The sequence below is a fragment of the Alteromonas portus genome (assembly GCF_005117025.1).
In the GTDB taxonomy this organism is placed as follows: Bacteria; Pseudomonadota; Gammaproteobacteria; order Enterobacterales; family Alteromonadaceae; genus Alteromonas; species Alteromonas portus.
Genome location: NZ_SWCO01000008.1, coordinates 77794 through 97959, shown reverse-complemented (window position 1 = coordinate 97959; position 20166 = coordinate 77794). Strand labels below are relative to the sequence as shown.

The 20166-nt window shown below is 45.0% G+C and carries 19 protein-coding genes; 13 read left to right on the top strand and 6 right to left on the bottom strand.

The window, feature by feature from the left end:
* Nucleotides 1–110 precede the first annotated feature (110 nt).
* Genes E5672_RS14135 through E5672_RS14115 form a run of 5 tightly spaced genes read left to right on the top strand, consistent with a single transcriptional unit; the run spans nt 111 to nt 3987 of the window.
* Nucleotides 111–359, top strand: a complete 249-nt coding sequence (locus E5672_RS14135) for a MoaD/ThiS family protein (RefSeq protein ID WP_136782783.1) — start codon at nt 111–113, stop codon at nt 357–359.
* 2 nt (nt 360–361) lie between these two features.
* Nucleotides 362–835 carry a molybdenum cofactor biosynthesis protein MoaE gene (locus E5672_RS14130; protein WP_136782782.1) on the top strand — a complete coding sequence of 158 codons (474 nt, stop codon included), beginning with the start codon at nt 362–364 and terminating at the stop codon, nt 833–835.
* On the top strand, nt 817–2061 hold the full coding sequence (gene modA / locus E5672_RS14125; protein WP_136782781.1) for a molybdate ABC transporter substrate-binding protein: 1245 nt from the start codon (nt 817–819) through the stop codon (nt 2059–2061). The genes E5672_RS14130 and modA overlap by 19 nt, the downstream gene beginning before the upstream one ends.
* 2 nt (nt 2062–2063) lie before the next feature.
* Nucleotides 2064–2759, top strand: a complete 696-nt coding sequence (modB, locus tag E5672_RS14120; protein WP_136782780.1) for a molybdate ABC transporter permease subunit — start codon at nt 2064–2066, stop codon at nt 2757–2759.
* 1 nt (nt 2760) lies between these two features.
* Complete coding sequence (locus E5672_RS14115) at nt 2761–3987, top strand: ATP-binding cassette domain-containing protein (protein WP_136782779.1); 1227 nt, start codon at nt 2761–2763, stop codon at nt 3985–3987.
* Nucleotides 3988–3989: 2 nt separating this feature from the next.
* Here the strand turns inward: E5672_RS14115 and hemN are convergent, their stop codons facing one another.
* The gene (gene hemN / locus E5672_RS14110) at nt 3990–5363 is read right to left on the bottom strand and encodes an oxygen-independent coproporphyrinogen III oxidase (RefSeq protein WP_136782778.1); all 1374 of its coding nucleotides are present in this window, start codon (nt 5361–5363) and stop codon (nt 3990–3992) included.
* 83 nt (nt 5364–5446) lie between these two features.
* Between hemN and E5672_RS14105 the strand changes: the two genes are divergently transcribed.
* From E5672_RS14105 to E5672_RS14095, 3 genes are all read left to right on the top strand, one after another.
* A complete protein-coding gene (locus E5672_RS14105; protein ID WP_136782777.1) occupies nt 5447–6262 on the top strand; it encodes an SGNH/GDSL hydrolase family protein in 816 nt (271 codons plus the stop codon).
* Nucleotides 6263–6344: 82 nt separating this feature from the next.
* Nucleotides 6345–7022 carry a DsbA family oxidoreductase gene (locus E5672_RS14100; RefSeq protein WP_136782776.1) on the top strand — a complete coding sequence of 226 codons (678 nt, stop codon included), beginning with the start codon at nt 6345–6347 and terminating at the stop codon, nt 7020–7022.
* Nucleotides 7023–7049: 27 nt separating this feature from the next.
* The gene (locus E5672_RS14095) at nt 7050–8042 is read left to right on the top strand and encodes an XdhC family protein (protein ID WP_136782775.1); all 993 of its coding nucleotides are present in this window, start codon (nt 7050–7052) and stop codon (nt 8040–8042) included.
* Here E5672_RS14095 and E5672_RS14090 read toward each other — a convergent pair.
* Nucleotides 8039–10681, bottom strand: a complete 2643-nt coding sequence (locus E5672_RS14090) for a TonB-dependent receptor (RefSeq protein WP_136782774.1) — start codon at nt 10679–10681, stop codon at nt 8039–8041. The two genes, E5672_RS14095 and E5672_RS14090, sit on opposite strands and share 4 nt — an antisense overlap.
* A gap of 337 nt (nt 10682–11018) precedes the next feature.
* Between E5672_RS14090 and E5672_RS14085 the strand changes: the two genes are divergently transcribed.
* The 4 genes from E5672_RS14085 (at nt 11019) to E5672_RS14070 (ending at nt 15109) form a co-directional block, all read left to right on the top strand.
* The gene (locus E5672_RS14085; RefSeq protein ID WP_136782773.1) at nt 11019–11705 is read left to right on the top strand and encodes a histidine phosphatase family protein; all 687 of its coding nucleotides are present in this window, start codon (nt 11019–11021) and stop codon (nt 11703–11705) included.
* Between the two features lie 11 nt (nt 11706–11716).
* Entirely contained in the window at nt 11717–12952 is a 1236-nt protein-coding gene (locus E5672_RS14080) for an acyl-CoA dehydrogenase family protein (protein WP_136782772.1), read from the top strand.
* A 50-nt stretch (nt 12953–13002) separates the two neighbouring features.
* Entirely contained in the window at nt 13003–14061 is a 1059-nt protein-coding gene (locus tag E5672_RS14075) for a phosphotransferase family protein (protein ID WP_136782771.1), read from the top strand.
* A gap of 73 nt (nt 14062–14134) precedes the next feature.
* Complete coding sequence (locus E5672_RS14070) at nt 14135–15109, top strand: NADPH:quinone oxidoreductase family protein (protein ID WP_136782770.1); 975 nt, start codon at nt 14135–14137, stop codon at nt 15107–15109.
* A 138-nt stretch (nt 15110–15247) separates the two neighbouring features.
* Here the strand turns inward: E5672_RS14070 and E5672_RS14065 are convergent, their stop codons facing one another.
* Complete coding sequence (locus tag E5672_RS14065) at nt 15248–16012, bottom strand: DUF6174 domain-containing protein (RefSeq protein ID WP_136782769.1); 765 nt, start codon at nt 16010–16012, stop codon at nt 15248–15250.
* Nucleotides 16013–16376: 364 nt separating this feature from the next.
* Nucleotides 16377–17135 carry an SDR family oxidoreductase gene (locus E5672_RS14060; RefSeq protein ID WP_240692243.1) on the bottom strand — a complete coding sequence of 253 codons (759 nt, stop codon included), beginning with the start codon at nt 17133–17135 and terminating at the stop codon, nt 16377–16379.
* Between the two features lie 211 nt (nt 17136–17346).
* On the opposite strand from E5672_RS14060, the gene E5672_RS14055 reads away from it, so the two are divergent.
* On the top strand, nt 17347–17970 hold the full coding sequence (locus E5672_RS14055; RefSeq protein WP_136782767.1) for a DUF6515 family protein: 624 nt from the start codon (nt 17347–17349) through the stop codon (nt 17968–17970).
* Nucleotides 17971–18011: 41 nt separating this feature from the next.
* On the opposite strand, the gene E5672_RS14050 is transcribed toward E5672_RS14055, so the two are convergent.
* Both E5672_RS14050 and E5672_RS14045 read right to left on the bottom strand, forming a co-directional pair.
* Nucleotides 18012–19265 (bottom strand): GGDEF domain-containing protein, encoded by a 1254-nt coding sequence (locus E5672_RS14050; protein WP_136782766.1) that lies wholly within the window; start codon nt 19263–19265, stop codon nt 18012–18014.
* A 93-nt stretch (nt 19266–19358) separates the two neighbouring features.
* Nucleotides 19359–19952, bottom strand: coding sequence for a YchJ family protein (locus tag E5672_RS14045; protein WP_136782765.1), 594 nt, complete (start codon nt 19950–19952; stop codon nt 19359–19361).
* Nucleotides 19953–20166 lie beyond the last annotated feature (214 nt).

Below are 20166 nucleotides of genomic sequence, written 5' to 3'. Positions count from 1 at the left end.
GTACACGCGCTCAAAAAGCAATGCACTTTAGGCTCAATCCATTTCCCAGGCTTAAAAATATCAAACAGTGCGCACAAAGCGACCTTAACAAAGTAGATAACAGGCAAAGTATGCAGGTAACGGTAAAAACATTCGCACAAACCCGAGAGATTACGGGAGAAGACAATATTGCGCTTAATCTAAGCGAGAACAGCACCATAGAGACCGTGATATCGCAGCTTAAAGCGCGCAGTGACAAGTGGGCATTAGCCTTAGAGGGCAGTGTGCTTACTGCCTGTAATCAAGAGCTTTGCGACCCTAAAACCGAACTTAGCGACGGCGATGAGCTGGCGCTATTTCCACCTGTGACAGGGGGCTAGCTATGTTCGCGCTAGTTCAAGTTGAAGATTTCGACCAAGGAGAGCTTTACGCTAGGCTAAAACAGTCGGCAGATGAGAAGGCCTGCGGCAACACCGGCGCGATTGTTACTTTTACTGGGCTAGTGCGAGACTTTAATAACGCTGGCGATATAGACGGCATCGAATTAGAGCATTACCCGGGCATGACTGAAAAAGCGTTAATGCTTCTGGTTGAACAAGCGAGCGAACGCTTTTCACTTAACAGTGCTGGCGCACTGCACAGAGTAGGGCGCATACACAACAACGAACAAATTGTATGGGTAGGTGCCGCCGCTCCCCACCGCCAGGCGGCGTTTGACGCTGCCTGCTACTTAATGGACATGCTTAAACAGTCGGTACCGCTTTGGAAAAAAGAATTTAAGGGCGATAAATCTGAATGGGTTGCGGCAAAAGCATCTGACGATAAAGCGGCACTTAAGTGGATGCACAAAAAGTAATGTTTTTTTCTTTGGCAATGCGACTTTCAAGCTTTGTTAACTTGGCCATGCTTATTTTGGTAAGTGCAAGTACATATGCAAGTGTAGCCCTAGGTGTTACGGCTTTTTCAAGTTCTGTGGTGCAGGCGAGCAGTTTTGAAGCGGCGAATAATACTGTAAATGAAGGGAGCGTTATTAGTGCCGATAAACAAAACCATTCAGTAAATTTCAAGCGCGACGAAAAAATTAACGTAGCTGTTGCGGCAAACTTTGCAAAACCGCTAAAGAGTATTGCCGAGCAGTTTACTGAGCTTACCGGCATAGAAGTCGCGGTAACGGTATCTTCTAGCGGTACTTTGTATGCGCAAATTCAGCATGGTGCTAGCTTCGACGTGTTTCTATCTGCAGATCGCGCTCGGCCGCAAGCCTTGGTTGATAATAACCTAGTGCACCACGGCAATCTGGTGGATTACGCTAAAGGCAAGCTGGCGTTTGTCTATGCTGGCGACTTATCAAGTCAGGCATTCAATGAAATATCTAGTAAGACATCGAGTGAAAGAAACTGCGATCAAATAGCGCGTACATCAACGAAAGACACCACTGCACAAATAAACGTTCAGCTTACCGATTGCTTGTCGAAGCAGCTTGTTCAATTAATGGAAAACCCTCAAAACAAGGTAGCTATCGCAAACCCTAAACTGGCCCCCTATGGTGATGCTGCGCAACAGACGTTGCAAAACTTATCCTTATGGCACCAGTTTTTACCTCACAGAGTGATGGGTAAGAACGTGCTGCAAACCTTGCAGTTTTATACCACTGGCAGCGTGAAAGGGGCGTTCGTTGCGTACTCATCGGCGTTAGATTTGCCTGCAAACTTATCTTCTGAATTGCCTTCTAATTTTAACAGTGCTGTGAATAGCGAAAGCGCTGAGGCTATTACGGTTATCGTCCCAGTACCTGAAACCTTGTATCAACCCATTATTCAATCGTTGGTGGTTAATAGTAAAACGGTAGCTACATTATCTCCGAATCTGTTCGAACCACTTCCAATCAAAAATGCGGCAGCGCCAGTTGATGAGCCTATTCACAACGACAACGTTGAGCCAACCAGAGCATTTCGTTTGAGTGACGCTAGTGGAGTGTCATCACCCAGCCTTTTCGTACAATATTTAATGTCGCAAGGGGTGCAGCACAGCTTAACTGAATGGGGTTATGAATCCACAATTGCATCAGGCGTTGGTAACTAAGTATGCTCACAGAATTCTTCGGGGCATCGACACTTGAAGCTATATTACTCACCTTAAAGCTGGCCTTTATAACCAGTGGCTTACTGTTGTTATTCGCATTGCCGCTAGCATGGTTTTTAGCGAACTGGCAGAGCAAAGCTAAGCCTTTGGTGATGTCGATACTCGCGTTGCCTTTGGTGTTACCGCCAACTGTGCTGGGGTTTTATTTGCTTATTGCTTTTTCGCCGCAAAGTGCGTTGGGGCAGGGATGGCAAAGCCTAACCGGGAGTAATTTAGCATTTAGCTTTGAAGGCTTGGTATTGGGGTCTGTTATCTACTCGCTTCCATTTGCTCTGCAGCCTTTGTATAGCGGCTTTTCGCAATTGGATAACCGTTATTTAGATGTAGCAAAAACGCTGGGGTTTTCGGCCTTTGAAGCTTTTATAAAAATAGTACTGCCTTTAAGCAAAGCGCCCATAGTGGTGGCATTAGGCTTAAGCTTTGCACATACCATAGGCGAGTTTGGCGTAGTACTAATGATAGGAGGCAATATTCCAGGAGAAACTCAGGTGCTGTCTATCGCGCTATATGAACAGGTAGAAGCGCTGGAATATAGCAGTGCACACAACCTTGCGTTGGCCCTTTTGATTTTTTCATTCGTAATGCTCGCGGCGCTCTATCGTTTTAACGGTGTCACCCGTAGTGATGAGGCGCGTTAACATGCAAATATCTGCGCTACTACCAAATCGCATTAACGCACAAATCTCATTGCAGCCACAAAGCAGATTCATTGGGGTTACCGGTCCATCAGGTGCGGGAAAAAGCAGCTTGTTTCGCGCCCTAGCTGGCGTAGAAAAAAGCGCAAAAGTGCAAACGCCGTGGACCTCTCAAAAGGTCGGCATCGTTTTTCAGCAACCTATGTTATTTCCCCATACGGATGTGCGCGGTAATTTAGCCTTGGCGCAGCGTCACGCAAGCCCTAATGCAATGTCTATCGACACGTGCTTGCGCGGCTGTTATTGCGAACATTTAATCGATAAGCCAGTTCAAGCGCTTTCTGGTGGTGAAGCGCAGCGGGTCGCGATTGCAAGAGCCTTGGTCAATGGGCCAGATGTGTTATTGCTAGATGAATCGTTAAGCGCAATTGATATCTTCACCCGGCGCAAAATTTACCAGTTTTTGAACAATTTGTGTGTTTCGGGGAAGCTAATATGCTTTGTGATCTCTCACGATTTAGATGATCTTGCCTTGTTCAGCGATGAGTTGGTTTTTATTGATCAAGGCCGCACAGAGCTTTGTGGAAAAACGCGCGATGTATTGACTCAAGTATTCGCAAAAGAAGGATTTGCGACACCGTCTAGCGTACTTGAGGGACTTAAAGTTACTGCGCAAAGCGAAGCATTCGACAGCTACCAGTCACAAAACGCCGTTGTCAGCTACAAACCCGATAGCGAAACGCAACAAGATCGAAACGTTTTAACCATACAAGACAACGAGGAATGTCAGTCGGAAAACGGAATTGAGCGCGTTGAGGTAGCGGGGCACGAGATATTCGTCACTGCAGAATCAGTGTCCTATTTGCCTCAGCAATGCGGTGAGCAAGTTTCTGTTCGTTTTGCAGTTAAAGCCTGTGATGTAAGCATCGATACCAATACTGCTGACTTTGGCAACGCCAGCACAATCAGTATTTTAAATGCACTACCGTGTGTTATATCCCGTATCGAGCCAGTGGCTAACCCGCTTAGCTCTTTGAACGACCCTGAAAATAACGCTGACACAAAACGCACACCTACAAAGCTAGCGACGGCAAACAGTGCGAAGGTGTTGTTAAAACTTGATGTACTAAACAGTAATCAAACCCTGTATGCCAGCATTAGCTGTATTTCCCTAACGCGCCTTGAGCTTGCTGTGGGTATGCAGGTTATTGCACGATTTAAATTGCCCTAAATTTATATGGCTTTTGAATAACTACAGAGCGTTTCACTTGTATTTAAGTAAGCGTCGAAACGTGCACAAATTGCACGGATGTATATGCGCGCTGAATCTGGCACTCGAATATATTTTGGGGTAACTTCTACAAGCCCATCTTGTTCAAGCTCTCCAAGGTTATGTAGCGCTGAAGCAAAGTATTCATCGAATATGATGTGATGCTTGTCAGCTATGGCCTGTTTATCTACCGCTAAATTACACATTAAGCTAGAAATTATGTCTCTGCGAATGAGATCATCAATTGTCAGCGAAAGCCCAACCTTGGAACAAGGAGAATTATTGTCTAACCGACTGTAATATTCATTTAGATCCTTCGCATTTTGCGCAAGGGCGTTACCTACCGTGCTAATGGCCGATACGCCAAAGCCTATAAGGTCGGCGTCACCACGCAAAGTGTACCCTTGAAAGTTACGGTGAAGCTCGCCTTTATTCTTCGCAATGGCTAAGGAATCTTTGCTTAAAGAAAAATGATCAAGACCAATCATTTCGTAACCTATGCTCGTAAAGCTATTAACAGCCAGGTTGTAAAGCGCCGCTTTTTCTTCACTGCTAGGCAGTGTTTCTTCAGCAAACTTTCGCTGCGCAGCAAATCTTTTGGGAAGGTGTGCGTAGCTGAAAAGCGAAATACGATCTGGCATCATGGCTTTCGTGGCAGCGATAGTCGATGAGAACGTTTCAATTGACTGATGCGGCAACCCATAAATTAGGTCTAAATTGACGGAGTCAAAACCCAGCGACCGAGCCTCGAACACTAAATCGGCAATGTGAGACGTGCTTTGTACGCGATTTATGGTTTTCTGTACGTTGTAGTCCGTGTCTTGAAGGCCAAAGCTAATGCGCGTGTAGCCAAGGCATTTTAAGTTCTGAAGGTAGCGTTTATCGATATTTCTGGGGTCTAATTCAATAGACAACTCAGCACCTGCTTCAAAGGTAAAGTGTTTTTTTAGCAGGTACATTAAATAAGTATGCTGAGTCTCGCTCAAAAAGCTGGGTGAACCGCCACCTAAGTGCAGAGAAACTACACGCCTGCCGTCTGTTAAATAACGCTTAGACAGGATTTCTTTTTCTATGTAGTCTAAATATTCGTCCGCTTTTTCATTGTGACGGGTCACCATTTTATTGCAGCCACAGTAGTAGCAAAGCGTTTTACAAAACGGAATGTGAACGTAAAGACTGACTACCGGAGCCTTAGAAACGGCAAGTGCTCTTGGGAGAATATCTTCTTGAAGTGGCTCAAACGCAAGTGCAGTGGGGTAAGAAGTATAGCGGGGTGCATTCAGCGCATATTTAGTAATGGTTGATACGGGGCGTTGTTTTACGGCTACTATTGTCATCTTGGCTCTGCACTTACTCTTAGATATCTAGGCGCGAATTCAATTCGATGATTAAAGCTTAATGGATTGCTTGGGAGGCTGATTTGATCTACTTCAAGGTTTTGGCATTAAACCTTACCATTGTCGTACTTTTTCCAATCATTTTGCTTCAAGCATTGTGGGTGAGGAAAAAGACAGCTGTATTGCCCGAGCCCGCCGGCGAGCGGGTATTTGCCTCAGCCGATAGTGATTTGCTACTAACTAATAACGTTTTGGTTGTAGGCGATTCTGCTGCCGCTGGCGTGGGTGCAACAACGCAGATGGGGGCACTCACAGGTCTGCTGTATTCAAAGCTTGTTAAGCACGGGCCAACGCGAGTGACGTTGCAGGCTAAAACTGGTTTTAAGAGTGAAGATGTGCTTAATCTTTTGCATGAAATGCCTGCCGAGCACTTTTCGTCGGCGCTCGTCTCTATTGGTGTTAACGACGTGACCAAATTTGTACCGTTGAAACGCTGGCGACAAAACATCGATGCTATTAGCGCGCTGCTGTCAGATAAATTTGGATGCGAAACAATATTATTTACTGCATTACCGCCAATTCATTGCTTTCCAGCGCTTCCGCAACCTTTGCGTGCACTATTAGGTTACCGCGCGTGGCTATTAAACCAAGCTTTGGTTGATAGCGTAACAGCCCGTGCTAACGCAGACCTATTGTATGTTAGTGCACTTAGTGTGAGCGGGACTATAACAGATATCCAGCAAAGTGGTTTGATGGCAGAAGATGGCTTTCATCCCTCTACAAAAGGCTATGAAATATGGGCACACTCAGCCCTTGAAAAACTTTCCACGCTTTACAGCACCACAATGGGCACGGCAAAAAAAGTCAAAGCAGAAACTGATGTAACTGCGACAAAATAATCGCTGTTTGGGGTTGAAGTTTCTTTTAGTAACCTTATCTAAGCCCTTATATATTCATGAATTCAACAAAGCGAGGCCTATAATGGCAGCAAATGAGCAAAGTGTACAAGGTGCGAGCGATATGCAGAGAGTGACGGTTAATATGGTATCTGACGTGGTGTGCCCGTGGTGCATTGTTGGGTACCAGCGTTTGCAAGAAGCCATTAAAACCCTCGATAACATTGAAGTAGATATTAAGTTTCACCCGTTCGAGTTAAACCCCAATATGCCAGAAGACGGGCAAAACCTTCGCGAGCATATAATGGAAAAATACGGCATTAGTGAGCAGCAAAGCGTGGAGAACCGAGCACGACTTGTACAAGCGGGTAAAGAGTTGGGTTTTGCATTTAATTTCACTGACGACTCTCGCATGCAGAATACTTTTAAAGCCCATCAGCTTATTCACTTTGCAGCACAAAACGGCCTTGAAGAAGAAATGAAGCTTAGCTTGTTTAATGCTTACTTCACTGATGGTAAAGACGTGAACGATCTTGGTGTGCTAGTAGAATTGGCCGAGTCTGTGGGCCTCGACAAAACCGAAGCTGAAGCAGTAATTAAAACTGAAAAATACGCGCAAGTAGTTCGCGAGGAAGAAACCCTTTGGATACAGCGCGGTATCCAAAGTGTACCTACTTTTGTGATCGGTAATCAGGGTGTGGCTGGTGCGCAAGAGCCTGCAACCTTGGCTGCATTTATTGCCCAAGCAGCATCACAGCAATAAGCAGGTTAAACGGGTGTAGAGGTAGTTATGAGTAATCACGTTAACCATTTGTTGGCCCAGTGGCTTCCACTTAAAAACAAGCACAAATGGGTGCTAGGTTTCATTTTTAAAACCGAAGGCTCATGCTATCGCAAAGCCGGCGCTATGATGTTGTTTAGTGATGCAGGGCATCAGCTAGGTATATTAAGCGGCGGCTGCTTAGAAAGTGACATCGTTAAAAAAGCGCAGCGTGTAATGACAGACGGCGTTAGTCGTACCGCGGTTTACGACGATGAAGATGAAGAAGACATCGCGTTTAAACTAGGTGTAGGATGCGGCGGTGTGGTGCATCTAGCACTTGTACCTGTTAACGAGAGTAATCAGTATTTATCACTGGATGTGGTTAGCAAAAGCTTATCAAACGGAAAAGTGTGTGAGTGGCACTGCGCCGTAGACGGTACTTTGGGTAATTGCTCGGAATTGGAAGACCATTCTGCTAAACCTAGAAAAGCTGTGCTAGACACAGTTGATGGCAAGCGCACGTTGTCAGTTTTGATGCTGCCGCCTATCCACTTACTTGTTGTTGGAGGTGGGTATGACGCTACCTTTATGACCAAGCTTGCTAGTTTGCAGGGCTATTTAGTAAGTCTTTGGGATCCAAGGCCTGCACAAGCAAGACTTGAACACTTTCCAGAAGTAAATTACTTAATTGAAGACCCGTCTACGGAAGGCTTACGTCTTCACATGGGCGAGCATAATATTCAAGCTGCGGTGCTTATGTCCCATCACCGAGAAATTGATGCAAAAGCGCTGCAGGTGCTAAGTAAGCAATCGTTAACCTATACGGCAATGCTCGGTCCGCTGCACCGCAAGCAGGAAATTATGGATTTAGCCGGGCTTGGTAATACCGACTTTACGCAGTATTTCGCGAGCCCAGCTGGCTTTGATATCGGTGGTGAGCTACCAGAGCATATAGCGCTGTCTGTTATTGCTCAGTGCCATGCGGTGTTTCATACCAAACCCACACATTTAAAGCGTTAGAAAGACTTTCTGAAGGTAACGCCAAAGCTTCTAGGTGCACCTGGGTAGGCCATGATCTTTCCGGTTTGTACGGGTACATCAAAGCCACTTCGAGCAACGTACTCTTCATCGAAAACGTTGCGCGACCACGCAATAATTTCGCTATCCCATTGTGGGATAGTGAAACTTACGCGAACGTTAAATAATGAAAAGTCATCAGCGTACTTGTACGGGTCGTTCGCATCATCAAGGAATACGTCCCCCGTGTATTGGTAGTCAATACTGGCGGAGGCAGGATAATTCCCAGCTTCGAAGTAGTGATTCAGCATAAGAGACAGTGAGTTCTGAGGCTCGAAGCCTACGCGGTCTCCGTCTCTTGAACAGAACGGGTCGTTAGGCTCCACACGGCCCGGGTCGTCAATGCCGGTGTGCCACGTGTACGCTACCCAACAGGTACCGCGTTTAAACTCATCAAAATTCGCCAATGTGCGCGACGCAACTGCATGTAATTCGGTGCTTTCTGTCATTAGCCATGTGGCTTCAAGCTCTACGCCTTTGACTATGATATCGCCCGCATTTTGCAGGTTGAACCCCGTTCCGGTAAAGGTCGTCGCCTGAAAGTCGCTAATTTGTGTATAGTGCGCCGCAGCATTTACGCGAACGCCGTATTCTTCAAAATCGTGTTTTATACCTATTTCAGCACTTCGCGATTTTTCAGCATCAAAAAGCGGGCTAAGCGAAGGTAAGATTCTGTCGGTATTCGTACCGCCAGCTTTGTAACCAGTCGCAAAACTGGCGTACGTTAGCGTGTTGTCATTTGGGTGATAAGCCAGTTTCACTGTGCCGGTTAACTGCGAATCATCAAGCTCTTCGTTTAAATCAGGGCGCGGCATAACTGCTGCTGATCCCAGGAAGAAATATCCCCAGCCCGCTTGTTGAAATGGTGCGATAGCGTTAAGGGACTCTGCTGTAGGGGCTTGTCCCGCCGCTAACGCAGCAGCGATGTTTTGTAACCCAACTATAGCACGACCTGCATCAGGCCATTGCGCTGGGTTTTGACTTAGTCCGTCAATACCAGGCCCTTGCTCATCGTAGGTTCCGATAATCGACTTTTCTTCGCGGGTATAGCGTATGCCCGTCGTTAATGTGAAATCACTGTTTAACAGCCAATCCAGCTGAGAAAATAAAGCAATGCTGTCCTGCTCTTGATTGGCGCTGTGTTCGAAAGCAGTACCGGACGGCGCGGGTGCTGCAGCAGGCGCAATAAAGCCTGATGTAACTACAGATAGCTCGTTGATGGCGTTAGCCAAAGGCAGCAAATCGGATGCAGCGGCATTAAAGAACGCACTAAAATCATCTTGCGTGGTAGTATCAAAGGTTAGATTTAAGTTTTGGCTGTAATAGTAAACACCTAATAACCCACGCACATCTTCACTGGTGTAATGCAATCTAATTTCTTGAGAAAACGATTGCTGCCTGGCGTCGTTAGTGGCGGTAAGAAGGTCGGCATCAGAAAAGTCAGTATCTACCGTATCTAAGCTGTCAAACGCGCGGTACGCGCTTATGCTCACAAAATCCCATGCTTTGTTTAAAGCCGCATCTACTTGAACTGATAGTCCTTTGTCTTTCATTTTTGAAAGGGGAGTTTGCGAGAGCGAGGTTCTATAGTCGTAAAAGTTATCGCGCCCATAAATAGTCGCATTGAATGGCGGTTGTAGCAGCAGCGCATCAGTGCCAAATTTACCCGCTATGTCATTAGCCTGAATGTTGTTTTGAAAAGTAAGTGCGCCGCAGCACCGTTCGTCTAGCTCGCCGTAATCAGCAATAAGTCGCACGCTAATTTCATCTGTTGGAGTGTAAAGCAGCTGTGCTTTTATCGCAGAACGGTTACGGTTATTCAGGGTTTGTCCGCTGCGCTCATCGGTAATGAAACCGTCGCTATGAGAGCTAAAACCCGAAACACGCATGGCAAGAATATCGTCGATAAGCGAAAACGATGAGCCAGCACTCAAACGAACCAAGTTATCATTGCCAATGATGGCTTCGGCAAAGCCATCGCGCTCGTCGTGTGAAGGTGCGACCGTGGTCAACGTCATTGCGCCAGCGGCGGTATTCTTTCCGAATAGTGTGCCCTGTGGCCCACGCAACACTTCAATAGATTCAATATCGACTAAGTCGTTAATTAACGCGTTTTGTCTTGCACGGTATACACCATCTACGTATAAACCCACCGAAGACTCGAAGCCGAAGTTTTGTGAAGACGTGCCAATACCGCGTATTGAAAACCCTGAATTTGTTACGCTTTGATTTTGAAACGCGCCAAAGGCAGGTACGTAGTTTTGCAGGTCAAACACATCTCGGCTAACTGTTCCAACTAGGTCTTGACCCGAGAGCGCAGTGACGGCAACAGGTACATCTTGCAAGTTTTGACTGGTCTTTTGCGCCTGCACAACAATGTGTTCCAGCGCCTTTTTGTTGTGCTGAGTCAATTCAGCATCTTCATTGGCGTAAGTGTGGGGGGCTAGAACAAACGAAGATGAAACAATCGATGCGATAAATGGCGTGCTGAAGAAGTAGGGTGTTTTGGCATTTTTGGAAGTAGATGTTGCAACAACTGTACATGGGTGGGTACAAGGCAAAACGTGTGTAAGTGACTTCATTTTGGTTCTTTTTATTTTTAAAAGCGCTTAGCTTAAAACAAAATTAATCACGACAAGGTCGCGTCCGTATGCGAGTAGTCCTTCACATTTTCAATGCGCCAACTTCCCTATGGCGTTGAGTAGTGCTTTTTCACTATACAATTTATTGAACATATATTGCACGCATTTGAACCTATCATGTCAAATATTGTTCGCAACGTGCAAAAAATGAACGCCTTATCATCTGCCAATAGTTTCACATGATGCATACTCATTCAAAATATCAATTAAACTTATATCACCGTTTTCCTTAGTATGTTGGTTGAAAGTTAACATATTAATAACATCAGGCGGCGGTATGACAGACATCTATTTAGTGCGGCATGGTCAAGCGTCCTTTGGCAAAGCGAACTATGACAAACTTAGTGAACTAGGTGGACAACAGGCGATTTGGCTTGGTGATTATTTCAAACATCGCAATATCATGTTTGATGCGGTGTTTTCTGGCGACATGGTTAGACACCATGAAACTAAAGACGGTATTGCTGCGGGCATCGCCTCTGAAAACTATACACTACCAGAAGTTACAGTGAACAGCGCATTGAATGAATTTAATTTTCAAGCGGTGGCTACCGCCTATTTAACCCGCTATCCAGAAGCAAAAGTACCAGAAGGTGCGTCGCCTTCTGAATATTACCGATTGCTTAAAAAAGCTATGCTTGCCTGGTCGCAAGACGAACTGGCGCATGAACTCCTTGATGAAACATGGGGGCAGTTTGAAGACCGAGTTCGCAGTATGCTTACACATCTTCAAAGTATTGACGCAAAGCGAGTTCTTGTTGTGAGTTCTGGCGGCGCAATTGCCATGATGCTCAAACACATTCTTGGCTACGATGCGGCCACCGTTGTGAATATGAATTTGCAGATTCGAAATGCCAGTTTTTCTCAATGCTTTGCTAATGCGCGAGGCGTTCACCTTAATAACTTCAATAGCGTACCTCACCTGGATGTGATTGACAGGTTACACGCCATTACCTACAGCTAAATGGGGCAGTTATGAACTTTGAATATAATGAAAAGACCCAAGCACTTTTAGACAAACTAAAAGCATTTATGAAAGAAGAGGTGTATCCAATTGAAAAGGAATACATTCACGCCGTAGAAAATGGCTCTGCCACCAATGGCGAAGGTCGTTGGAAAACGCCGCAAATGATGCACACGCTAAAGCAACGTGCCAAAGAAGCGGGTCTATGGAATTTGTTTTTACCTGAAGAATATAAGCCCTATGGCGCGGGCCTGACTAACGTAGAATATGCGCCACTTTGTGAAGAAATGGGCAGAGTTTTGTTTAGCGCTGAAATATTCAACTGTAGTGCGCCAGATACCGGCAATATGGAAGTACTGGCGAAGTACGGTAACGAAAGTCAGAAAAAGCAGTGGTTAGAGCCGCTTCTGAATGGAGATATACGTTCAGCCTTTGCTATGACAGAGCCAGCAGTGGCTTCAAGTGACGCCACTAACATCGAAACCTCAATTAAGCGCGATGGCAATGAATACGTTATTAACGGCCGCAAGTGGTACACCAGCGGTGCCATGAATGAAAACTGTAAAATTATGGTGGTAATGGGCAAAACTGATTTCGATGCGCCTCGTCACCAGCAGCAGTCTCAAATTCTAGTCCCTATGGACACCAAAGGTGTGACCATTGTTCGCCCAATGGCTGCAATGGGCTATTACGACGAGCCTATTGGTCATGCTGAAGTTTTGTTTGAAGACGTACGTGTTCCGGCAGAAAACTTACTGCTTGGTGAAGGACGCGGTTTTGAAATTGCCCAAGGTCGCTTAGGCCCGGGCCGTATTCACCACTGTATGCGTCTTATTGGCTGTGCACAGCGCGCGCTCGATATGGCCTGTGAACGAGTTGAAAACCGTGTGGCGTTTGGCAAGCCGTTGTCAAAACAGCAATCGGTTAGAGAGAGCATTGCGCAGATGCACTGTGATATTGAACAGGCACGTCTGCTTACGTTAAAAGCCGCAGATAAAATGGATCGCTACGGTAACAAAGTGTCGCGCGACCTTATCGCTGCTATCAAGATAGTTGCGCCTACTATGGCCTGTAACGTCATTGATCAAGCTATACAGATGCACGGCGCCGCAGGCACAAGCCAAGATTTTGTATTATCTGCTATGTACGCTTATGCGCGTACCATCAAGCTGGCAGATGGCCCAGATCAGGTTCACATGATGCAGTTAGGTCGTAATCTTATTGCAGAAAAAGCTGTTACTGGATAGGTGTGTGATTTATCAGAACAATACTGAAGAATTACGGGTAAGGAGTAAACGTGTCTAAAGACAAGGCGAAAGCCCCACATGCGCTAGATTTAGCTGTGTTGAATGAATACTTATCTACTGCGTGCCCTAGCATTGGGAAAGTTAAAACTGCCGAGAAGTTTGCAGGTGGACAGTCAAACCCTACGTTTAAGCTAACCACGGACAACGGCGTTTACGTGTTACGCCGCCAACCTCCCGGAAAGTTATTGAAATCGGCCCATGCGGTTGACCGAGAATTTCGCGTAATTAACGCCTTGCAAGGCTCAGAAGTGCCAGTGCCTAAAGCGTACCATTTGTGTGAAGATTCCAGCATTATTGGCAGCATGTTTTACATAATGGCGTTTGTAGAGGGGGACATTTTCTGGAACAGTGCGTTACCGGAAGTAGAGTCTTCTGCAACACGCGGTGCAATGTACGATGAAATGAATCGAGTCCTTGCTGCGCTTCACAGTGTCGATATTGAAGGTGCAGGCTTAACCGATTACGGCAAGCCTGGCAGCTACTTCGAACGTCAACTAAGCAGGTGGACAAAGCAGTATCGAGCATCTGAACTTGAGCATATTGAAGAAATTGAAAGTCTTATTCAGTATCTTGAGGCCAACCTGCCTGAAGATGATGGGCAAGTCTCGTTGGTCCATGGCGATTTTCGATTGGACAATATGATGTTTGATATGGCTGACCCTTTAAATCCAAAAGTAGTCGCGGTGCTCGATTGGGAACTATCAACGTTAGGACATCCGTATGCCGATTTGGCATATCAGTGCATGCAGCTACGCCTTCCCTCTGATATTGCACACGCAGCAGGGTTAGGCGGACTTGATCGAAAGCAGTTAGGTATACCTACAGAAAAAGAGTATATCGATGCGTACTGCAAACGCAGGGAAATTGGCGCAATTGATAATTGGACATTCTATTTGGCGTTCAGCTTTTTCCGCTTAGCCGCTATTTTACAAGGTGTGGTAAAGCGCGCCCACGATGGGAATGCGTCAAGCGAGAAGGCCATGCAGTTAGGCGCGATGGTGCGACCCCTTGCTCAAATTGCAAACCAAACCATTCACCAAAGCGAATGAGCGCCTTATAACGTATTAAATGGCGTGCCACGTTATCAATAGCGTGTACGTCGAATAAAAAACTGGAGACAGTATGAAAGCAATTGTATGCGAATCTTTCGGGCCACTTGATGACCTTCAATTTAAAGACGTGGCAGACCCGGAAGTTAAAAAGGGTCATGTAGTCGTAAACGTGGAAGCTGCAGGAGTGAATTTTCCTGATGGGTTATTGGTGCAAGGTCTGTATCAAATGCAGCCAGACTTCCCGTTTATTCCTGGTAACGAAGTAGCAGGCACTATCTCTGAAGTAGGTGAGGGCGTAAGCCACTTAAAAGAAGGTCAGAGAGTTATTGCGCTGTCTAACTTAGGTGGTTACGCAGAAAAAGCGCTGATCCCTGCCACTCATGTTATGCCGTTACCCGATCCCATTCACGTAAACGAGGGGGCAGCTCTTGTTACTGCTCATGCGACAGCACATCACGCGTTAAAACAACGCGCAAAACTGCAGCCAGGCGAAACACTGGTGGTAACTGGCGCAGCGGGTGGTACTGGTTTAGCAGCGGTGCAAATAGGCAAGATTATGGGCGCTAAAGTGATTGCTGTTTGTTCAACAGAAGAAAAGCTAGCCCTTGCCAAAGAGTATGGCGCAGATGTTTTAATTAACTACAAAGAAAAAGATCTCAAAGAAACGCTGAAGGAAGTTACAGGCGGCAAAGGTGTTGACGTAGTTTATGAATGCGTTGGTGGTGACACATTCCACGCTTGCAGCCGCAGTATGGCATGGGAAGGGCGTTTGCTTGTAGTTGGCTTTGCAGGCGGTGAAATTCCTAAATTTCCAGTTAATTTAGCGCTGGTAAAAGGCTATTCGGTCATGGGCGTATTTTGGGGCTCGTTTACTCAGCACGATCCAAAAGGCTTCGCTGAGAACATGCAAGAGCTTTTAACGTGGTATGTGCAAGGTAAGGTTAAAGTGGTTGTAGATGAAGCGTTGCCATTAGAACAAGCCACAAAAGCCATGGCGAAGGTTATGAACCGGGAAGTGAAAGGCAAAATGGTGCTTGTGCCTTGATCCTACAAGCCTGACACGCAGGTAACTTAACAAAAAGCCTGAGCCTACTGGCGTGACCCCAGTAATTGGATAGTCCAACTACTGGGGGGGCATTTCACTCTATGGTTCAGGCTTTTTTCGAAAGCCGTTGAGCAATGGTTATTCTGGTATTAGTTCTACGTTGAATTCTCTGGTCAAGACATGACACAAGTCTTTACCAATACCTACATTATCTACCAGATAGTCTTGATAACCCTGTTTTTGTACAGTGAGGCTGTAAAAGCCAGGACGTTCTTCCAGCATTGCAATTAAATCGTCATCCGCACAATCCGTATCATCAATCTCAACGGTCTCTGAATACGCTTCTTCCGTAACAGTAGCTGTAACGCCACATGCAATCGGCATTTGCGTTGTTTTATCTGTTACCGAAAGCAAGAGGCCATCTTCTACCGTTGCTGTGCAAGCCACATCGCCTTCGGCAACAAGGTTGCTAATTGTTAGGGTATATTCGTCGTCAGCTATTTGCTCGTTGATATCCACGCTAATTTCGGTCGGATAGCCGAGTTCAGGGTCGTATTTTACCGATAGAGATTCTGCACGACTTTCTTCTAATGCAATAAGTTGAAACAAGCTATCAATGTTTTCTGTAGTTGCATCATCTAAGGGTAAGGCAATATTGCCTGCAACAATGGTTTGAGAGGTGACCTGACCATCTTCTACCAAGACTAAGCGAGGAAGTATGGTTTCTTCGGTACAAAAGCATGAGACTTGATATTCAAACTGATAATTGTCGATGTTTCCGTTTTCCCACTTTGCGCGATTGGCGTTGAGGTCGTCGAGTGTATCGTTTGAATCGCTACCACCGCAGCCTAATAAGAGCGCAGTAGCAGAGAACGTCGCAGCAATACGTAAAATAGTAGTCATAACCTTCCTTGTTTTTTATTTTTCATAACTAGATACGATAGTAGATTTCGTAGCAATGTTGTGACAATTAGAAATAAAAAAGCGGCTTCGTAATACACGTAATACAAAGCCGCTCTAGAATTTATACTAATATAATTGATGTAAAAGTAAACTGTGTTACTCCAGAGACGCAGTGACGCTGAGTCATTCCAAACTCCATATTAGGGCGCCCATTTCCGGTACATAGAATTTAGGTACTGAGTTGTTTTATTGCCTAAAGTCCTGACATAGCTTTGGTGGAGCAAGAATAAAAATGACCTAAGATTTGGTGGGTATAGCAGAATTCAGAAACAACGCCCCCTGAACGGGGGCGCTTTTTTAGGTACTAGAGAGACATGTCGCCTAAAATAATATTGTCTGCGAAACTCGCGTATGCGTCGCCAATTTGTTTAGCAACGTCATCAGGGAAAGTATGAAAATCTTCACTTTCTAGCGCTTCTGCTATCGCGTTCGCTACGACTTCAGGACCGGGAGCATCATCAAAGCCTGCATTTTTACCCATGTCAGTTCCAATAGGGCCTGGGTGGATACTAATGACTGCTACCCCTTTTTCAGATAGTTTTTCACGTAAGCCTTGGGTCAACGAATAGGTTGCTGCTTTAGATGCGCAGTATGTTGATATGTCGCCAAAGGTTTTAACTGATGCAATGGAATTAAGCTGAACAATGGCACCCTTGTTGGCAACCAGTGTCGATTCAAATGCTTGCGCAACGTGAAGTAAGCCAAACACATTTACTTCAAACTCACTGCGAAGGGCATCTTCAGCATTCTCGCTTAGCGGCGACTCGTGCTTCATCACTCCCGCATTATTAACGACAATGTGAGTATCAGTGGCTTTTTGGGCGAGCTTTTGGACTGATGCCTTATCGGTAACGTCAACTTGCAGTGTTTCCACTTTTTCTGCGTATTTTGCGTGAAGGTGAGTGGTTGATTCAGTATCCCGTACCGCCAAATAAACCTTGCTCACGCCTTTATCGAAAAGGGCTTTTACAGTTGCTTCTCCAATCCCACGGTTTGCACCTGTAATAAGCGCTGTCTTACCTTGTAATTCCATAATGTATAACCTCCATTTAGTTACAGTCATACATTCTTTCCTCGAAATATAGGTAAAGGATCACATTGTTCACGAAACAAGGTTAGGCATGAAGACACTAAATTAACGGCATGCGCTTTACTCAATTTATACATTACTTGATGAGTTGCTGACGAATTTTCTCAAACGAATGAAATCAAATAGAACAGACAGTAACGACAGTCTTCCAACCGTTTAACTTCAATTCTAATAGGGTTGCAATATGAAATTAAAAATAGCGATGGTATCTGTTTTGTCAGTATCACTTATCACAGCGTGTGCGCATTCACCTGGCGGTGCTAGAGGGCACGTTAGGGTCGGTGGACATGGCAGCGGTGCCGTGGTTGCAGTAGCAGCAGGAATAGGAATAGGAGCACTTATCACAAACGTGTTAACTAAACCTAGTTACGAGCCGGGACATAAACCAAAAGACGTTCCCCAAAATGCGCACGTCATTCATTATCACGGGGCCGCTTATCGCTACCATCATGGTGTGTTTTACCGTAAATTCGACGGGCATTACCAAGTAGTTAAACCTCCTATAGGTATCACTGTTAAGACACTTCCACCAAACCCCGATGTGATTATTTTCGAGGGAGATAGATATTTTACGGCGGAGGGTGTTTACTACTTTCAATCGGGCGATGAATACGTGGTGGTAAGTGAACCTATACTTGAAAAACACGAGGGTGAAAAACAATATTTATCAGGCCATTTCTACAGCCAATTGCCGAATGAAGCACAAACGGTCAAAATTAATGGAATTCAGTATTTTACATATAATGGACAGTTTTTTCTGCCACAGGCTGTGAATGGTAAAATTCGGTATCTAGTGGTTGAATTATGAAGTGGGAAGCCACGCAGATCATCAAGCTAAAAACGCAAATATCAATCATGATAGCCAATGTTTTTAATAGTATTTTTGCCTAAAGATTTCGCCGTGTATAGGGCCTCGTCAGCGGTTGATAAAATATCGTGAGCCGGGTCTTCTGCGAGGTCCCCTTCAGATAAGATATTTACTATTCCGAATGAACAGGTTGTACTAAAAGTGTGTGCTTTTGCTTTAAATACTGTAGAAGCAATAGTTTGGCGAATTTGCTCTACAATATCACTCGCTTTAAGCGCAGAGTGGTAATCAGAGAATAAGATCACAAATTCATCGCCACCTAAACGCGCCACGCAGTCACTTGGGCTGAGGTGTCTTTTCACAATTTCAGTAATGTTTTTGAGTAATACATCACCACTAGAGTGACCGTAGTTATCGTTGATATTTTTAAAATTATCAACATCGAATATGCACACCACTAATCGATTTATGTCGCTATTTTTGATCCTAAAAATGGCTTCATTTAGCTTAACTTCTAAAAAACTACGAGATAAGGCCTGAGTTAAATGGTCGTGCATTAACTTGTCGTTGAGCTTACGTCTATCTTTATATAATCCGTCGATGTGAAGTACTAAAATCCATGCAATGGTACTGGTAACAATAAATGAACCAAGCCAAGTGAGCGGGGGAAGATCAACAACTTCTATACCGGTTAACGTATCGCTGATACCAGTTATAAGCCATAGTGTGTTCGCCATGAGAAGCAGTAGTACAGTACTACTTTTTTCAAGTCTTGAGCGTTGGCGGGCAAACACGCGAACGAGTATATATATGCAATAGGATCCCAACACCAGGATCCAAATTCCCCAAACTTCAAAAAGAAATCCATACTTTAGCCCGGTATAGTACTTAGACGTCGCATAGAACGCATTATCTAAAAAGTATGGGCTGGGCACAGCAGTTAAAACAGAAAATATACCGCAGATGACATAACACCATTTCAAAAAATAAGGGGCGGTGTAGCTATAGAATGCAAGGTAGAAATGAAGACTAGTGACAAGGGTAAACATAGCCCCAATAATGGTAAGTCTATTTGAAATACTAAGAGCGAAAAGATTCTCACCTGAATTCACCAGTACGCCAAAAGCACCAAAGAAAATCGCACTTATTAAAGCCGACAGTGCAAATAGAAAATAGTATTTAACGGGTTCTTTATGGTGAAAGGTTAGTCGGTAATAGAGCAAAGCGAAGAAAAAGCTCATCAGCAAGCAGATGCTGGATGTCACAAAAAGCGGCAGCGACAATATGTGAATCATATTATTATTTTTTACCTAAGTGCTTCACATCACGTTACGTTTAAGTGTAGAGCAATAATTAGTATGCGTTAACTTTTTCAAGCCACTAAAGCATTAACGGTTTTTAAGCCCGCAGCATTGTTTGTATTTCTTATTGCTACCGCAAACACAAGGGAGGTTTCTGCCGTATTTAACTTTTCCGCAGTCGTCGTGTAATTCGCCATCGTGATAACGCCACTTACCGTCTTCAACACAAAAATTCGACGTTTCGTGAAGCTGATACATGCTCTTATTTTCAAAATAGTAAGCAGTGAATTCAACGACGGCAGTATTGGGCTTTAAAATTGGCTCGGCGCTAGTTAGCGCTTCGACTTTAGCGCTAGCATGTGCAGAACTGTCTATCGAACTAGCTTCAGTACTACCGACCGAGTTATTTACCAAGCTATCTACGGAGTTAGCCGCTAGAGTGGGGTGTACTTTCAGCGCAAACCATGTCGCACCTTGTGCGCTTTTCGCCAACTCCTCTACAGAAAGAGCCAGCTGCTTCTCTTTGGTATAGGTTTCCAGAATATACTGATAGTGCGCTGTAGCGTAGGCTGAAAATCGCGAGCGCATAAGTTGTTCGGCAGAATTAGGGTATTCAACACCCTTAATAAAAGGCTCGCAGCATTCGTTGAAGGGTTTTGATGAGCAACAGTAACAGCGCATAAGACAACTCGCGGTTTAAGAGTATAACAAAGCGCTACAGTATAAATATAAGTGGCGTGAGCCCCAACTTTTTTAAACGTGAATGTTGCAGGTATTCAATGATTCCGTGGCGAGCTATGCCAGATAACTCATGTCAGAGAAATCACACCAAAGAACTCATACCAAGAAAACCATACCAAAAAATAGGGCAAAAGGGCGTATGACAATAAATGTT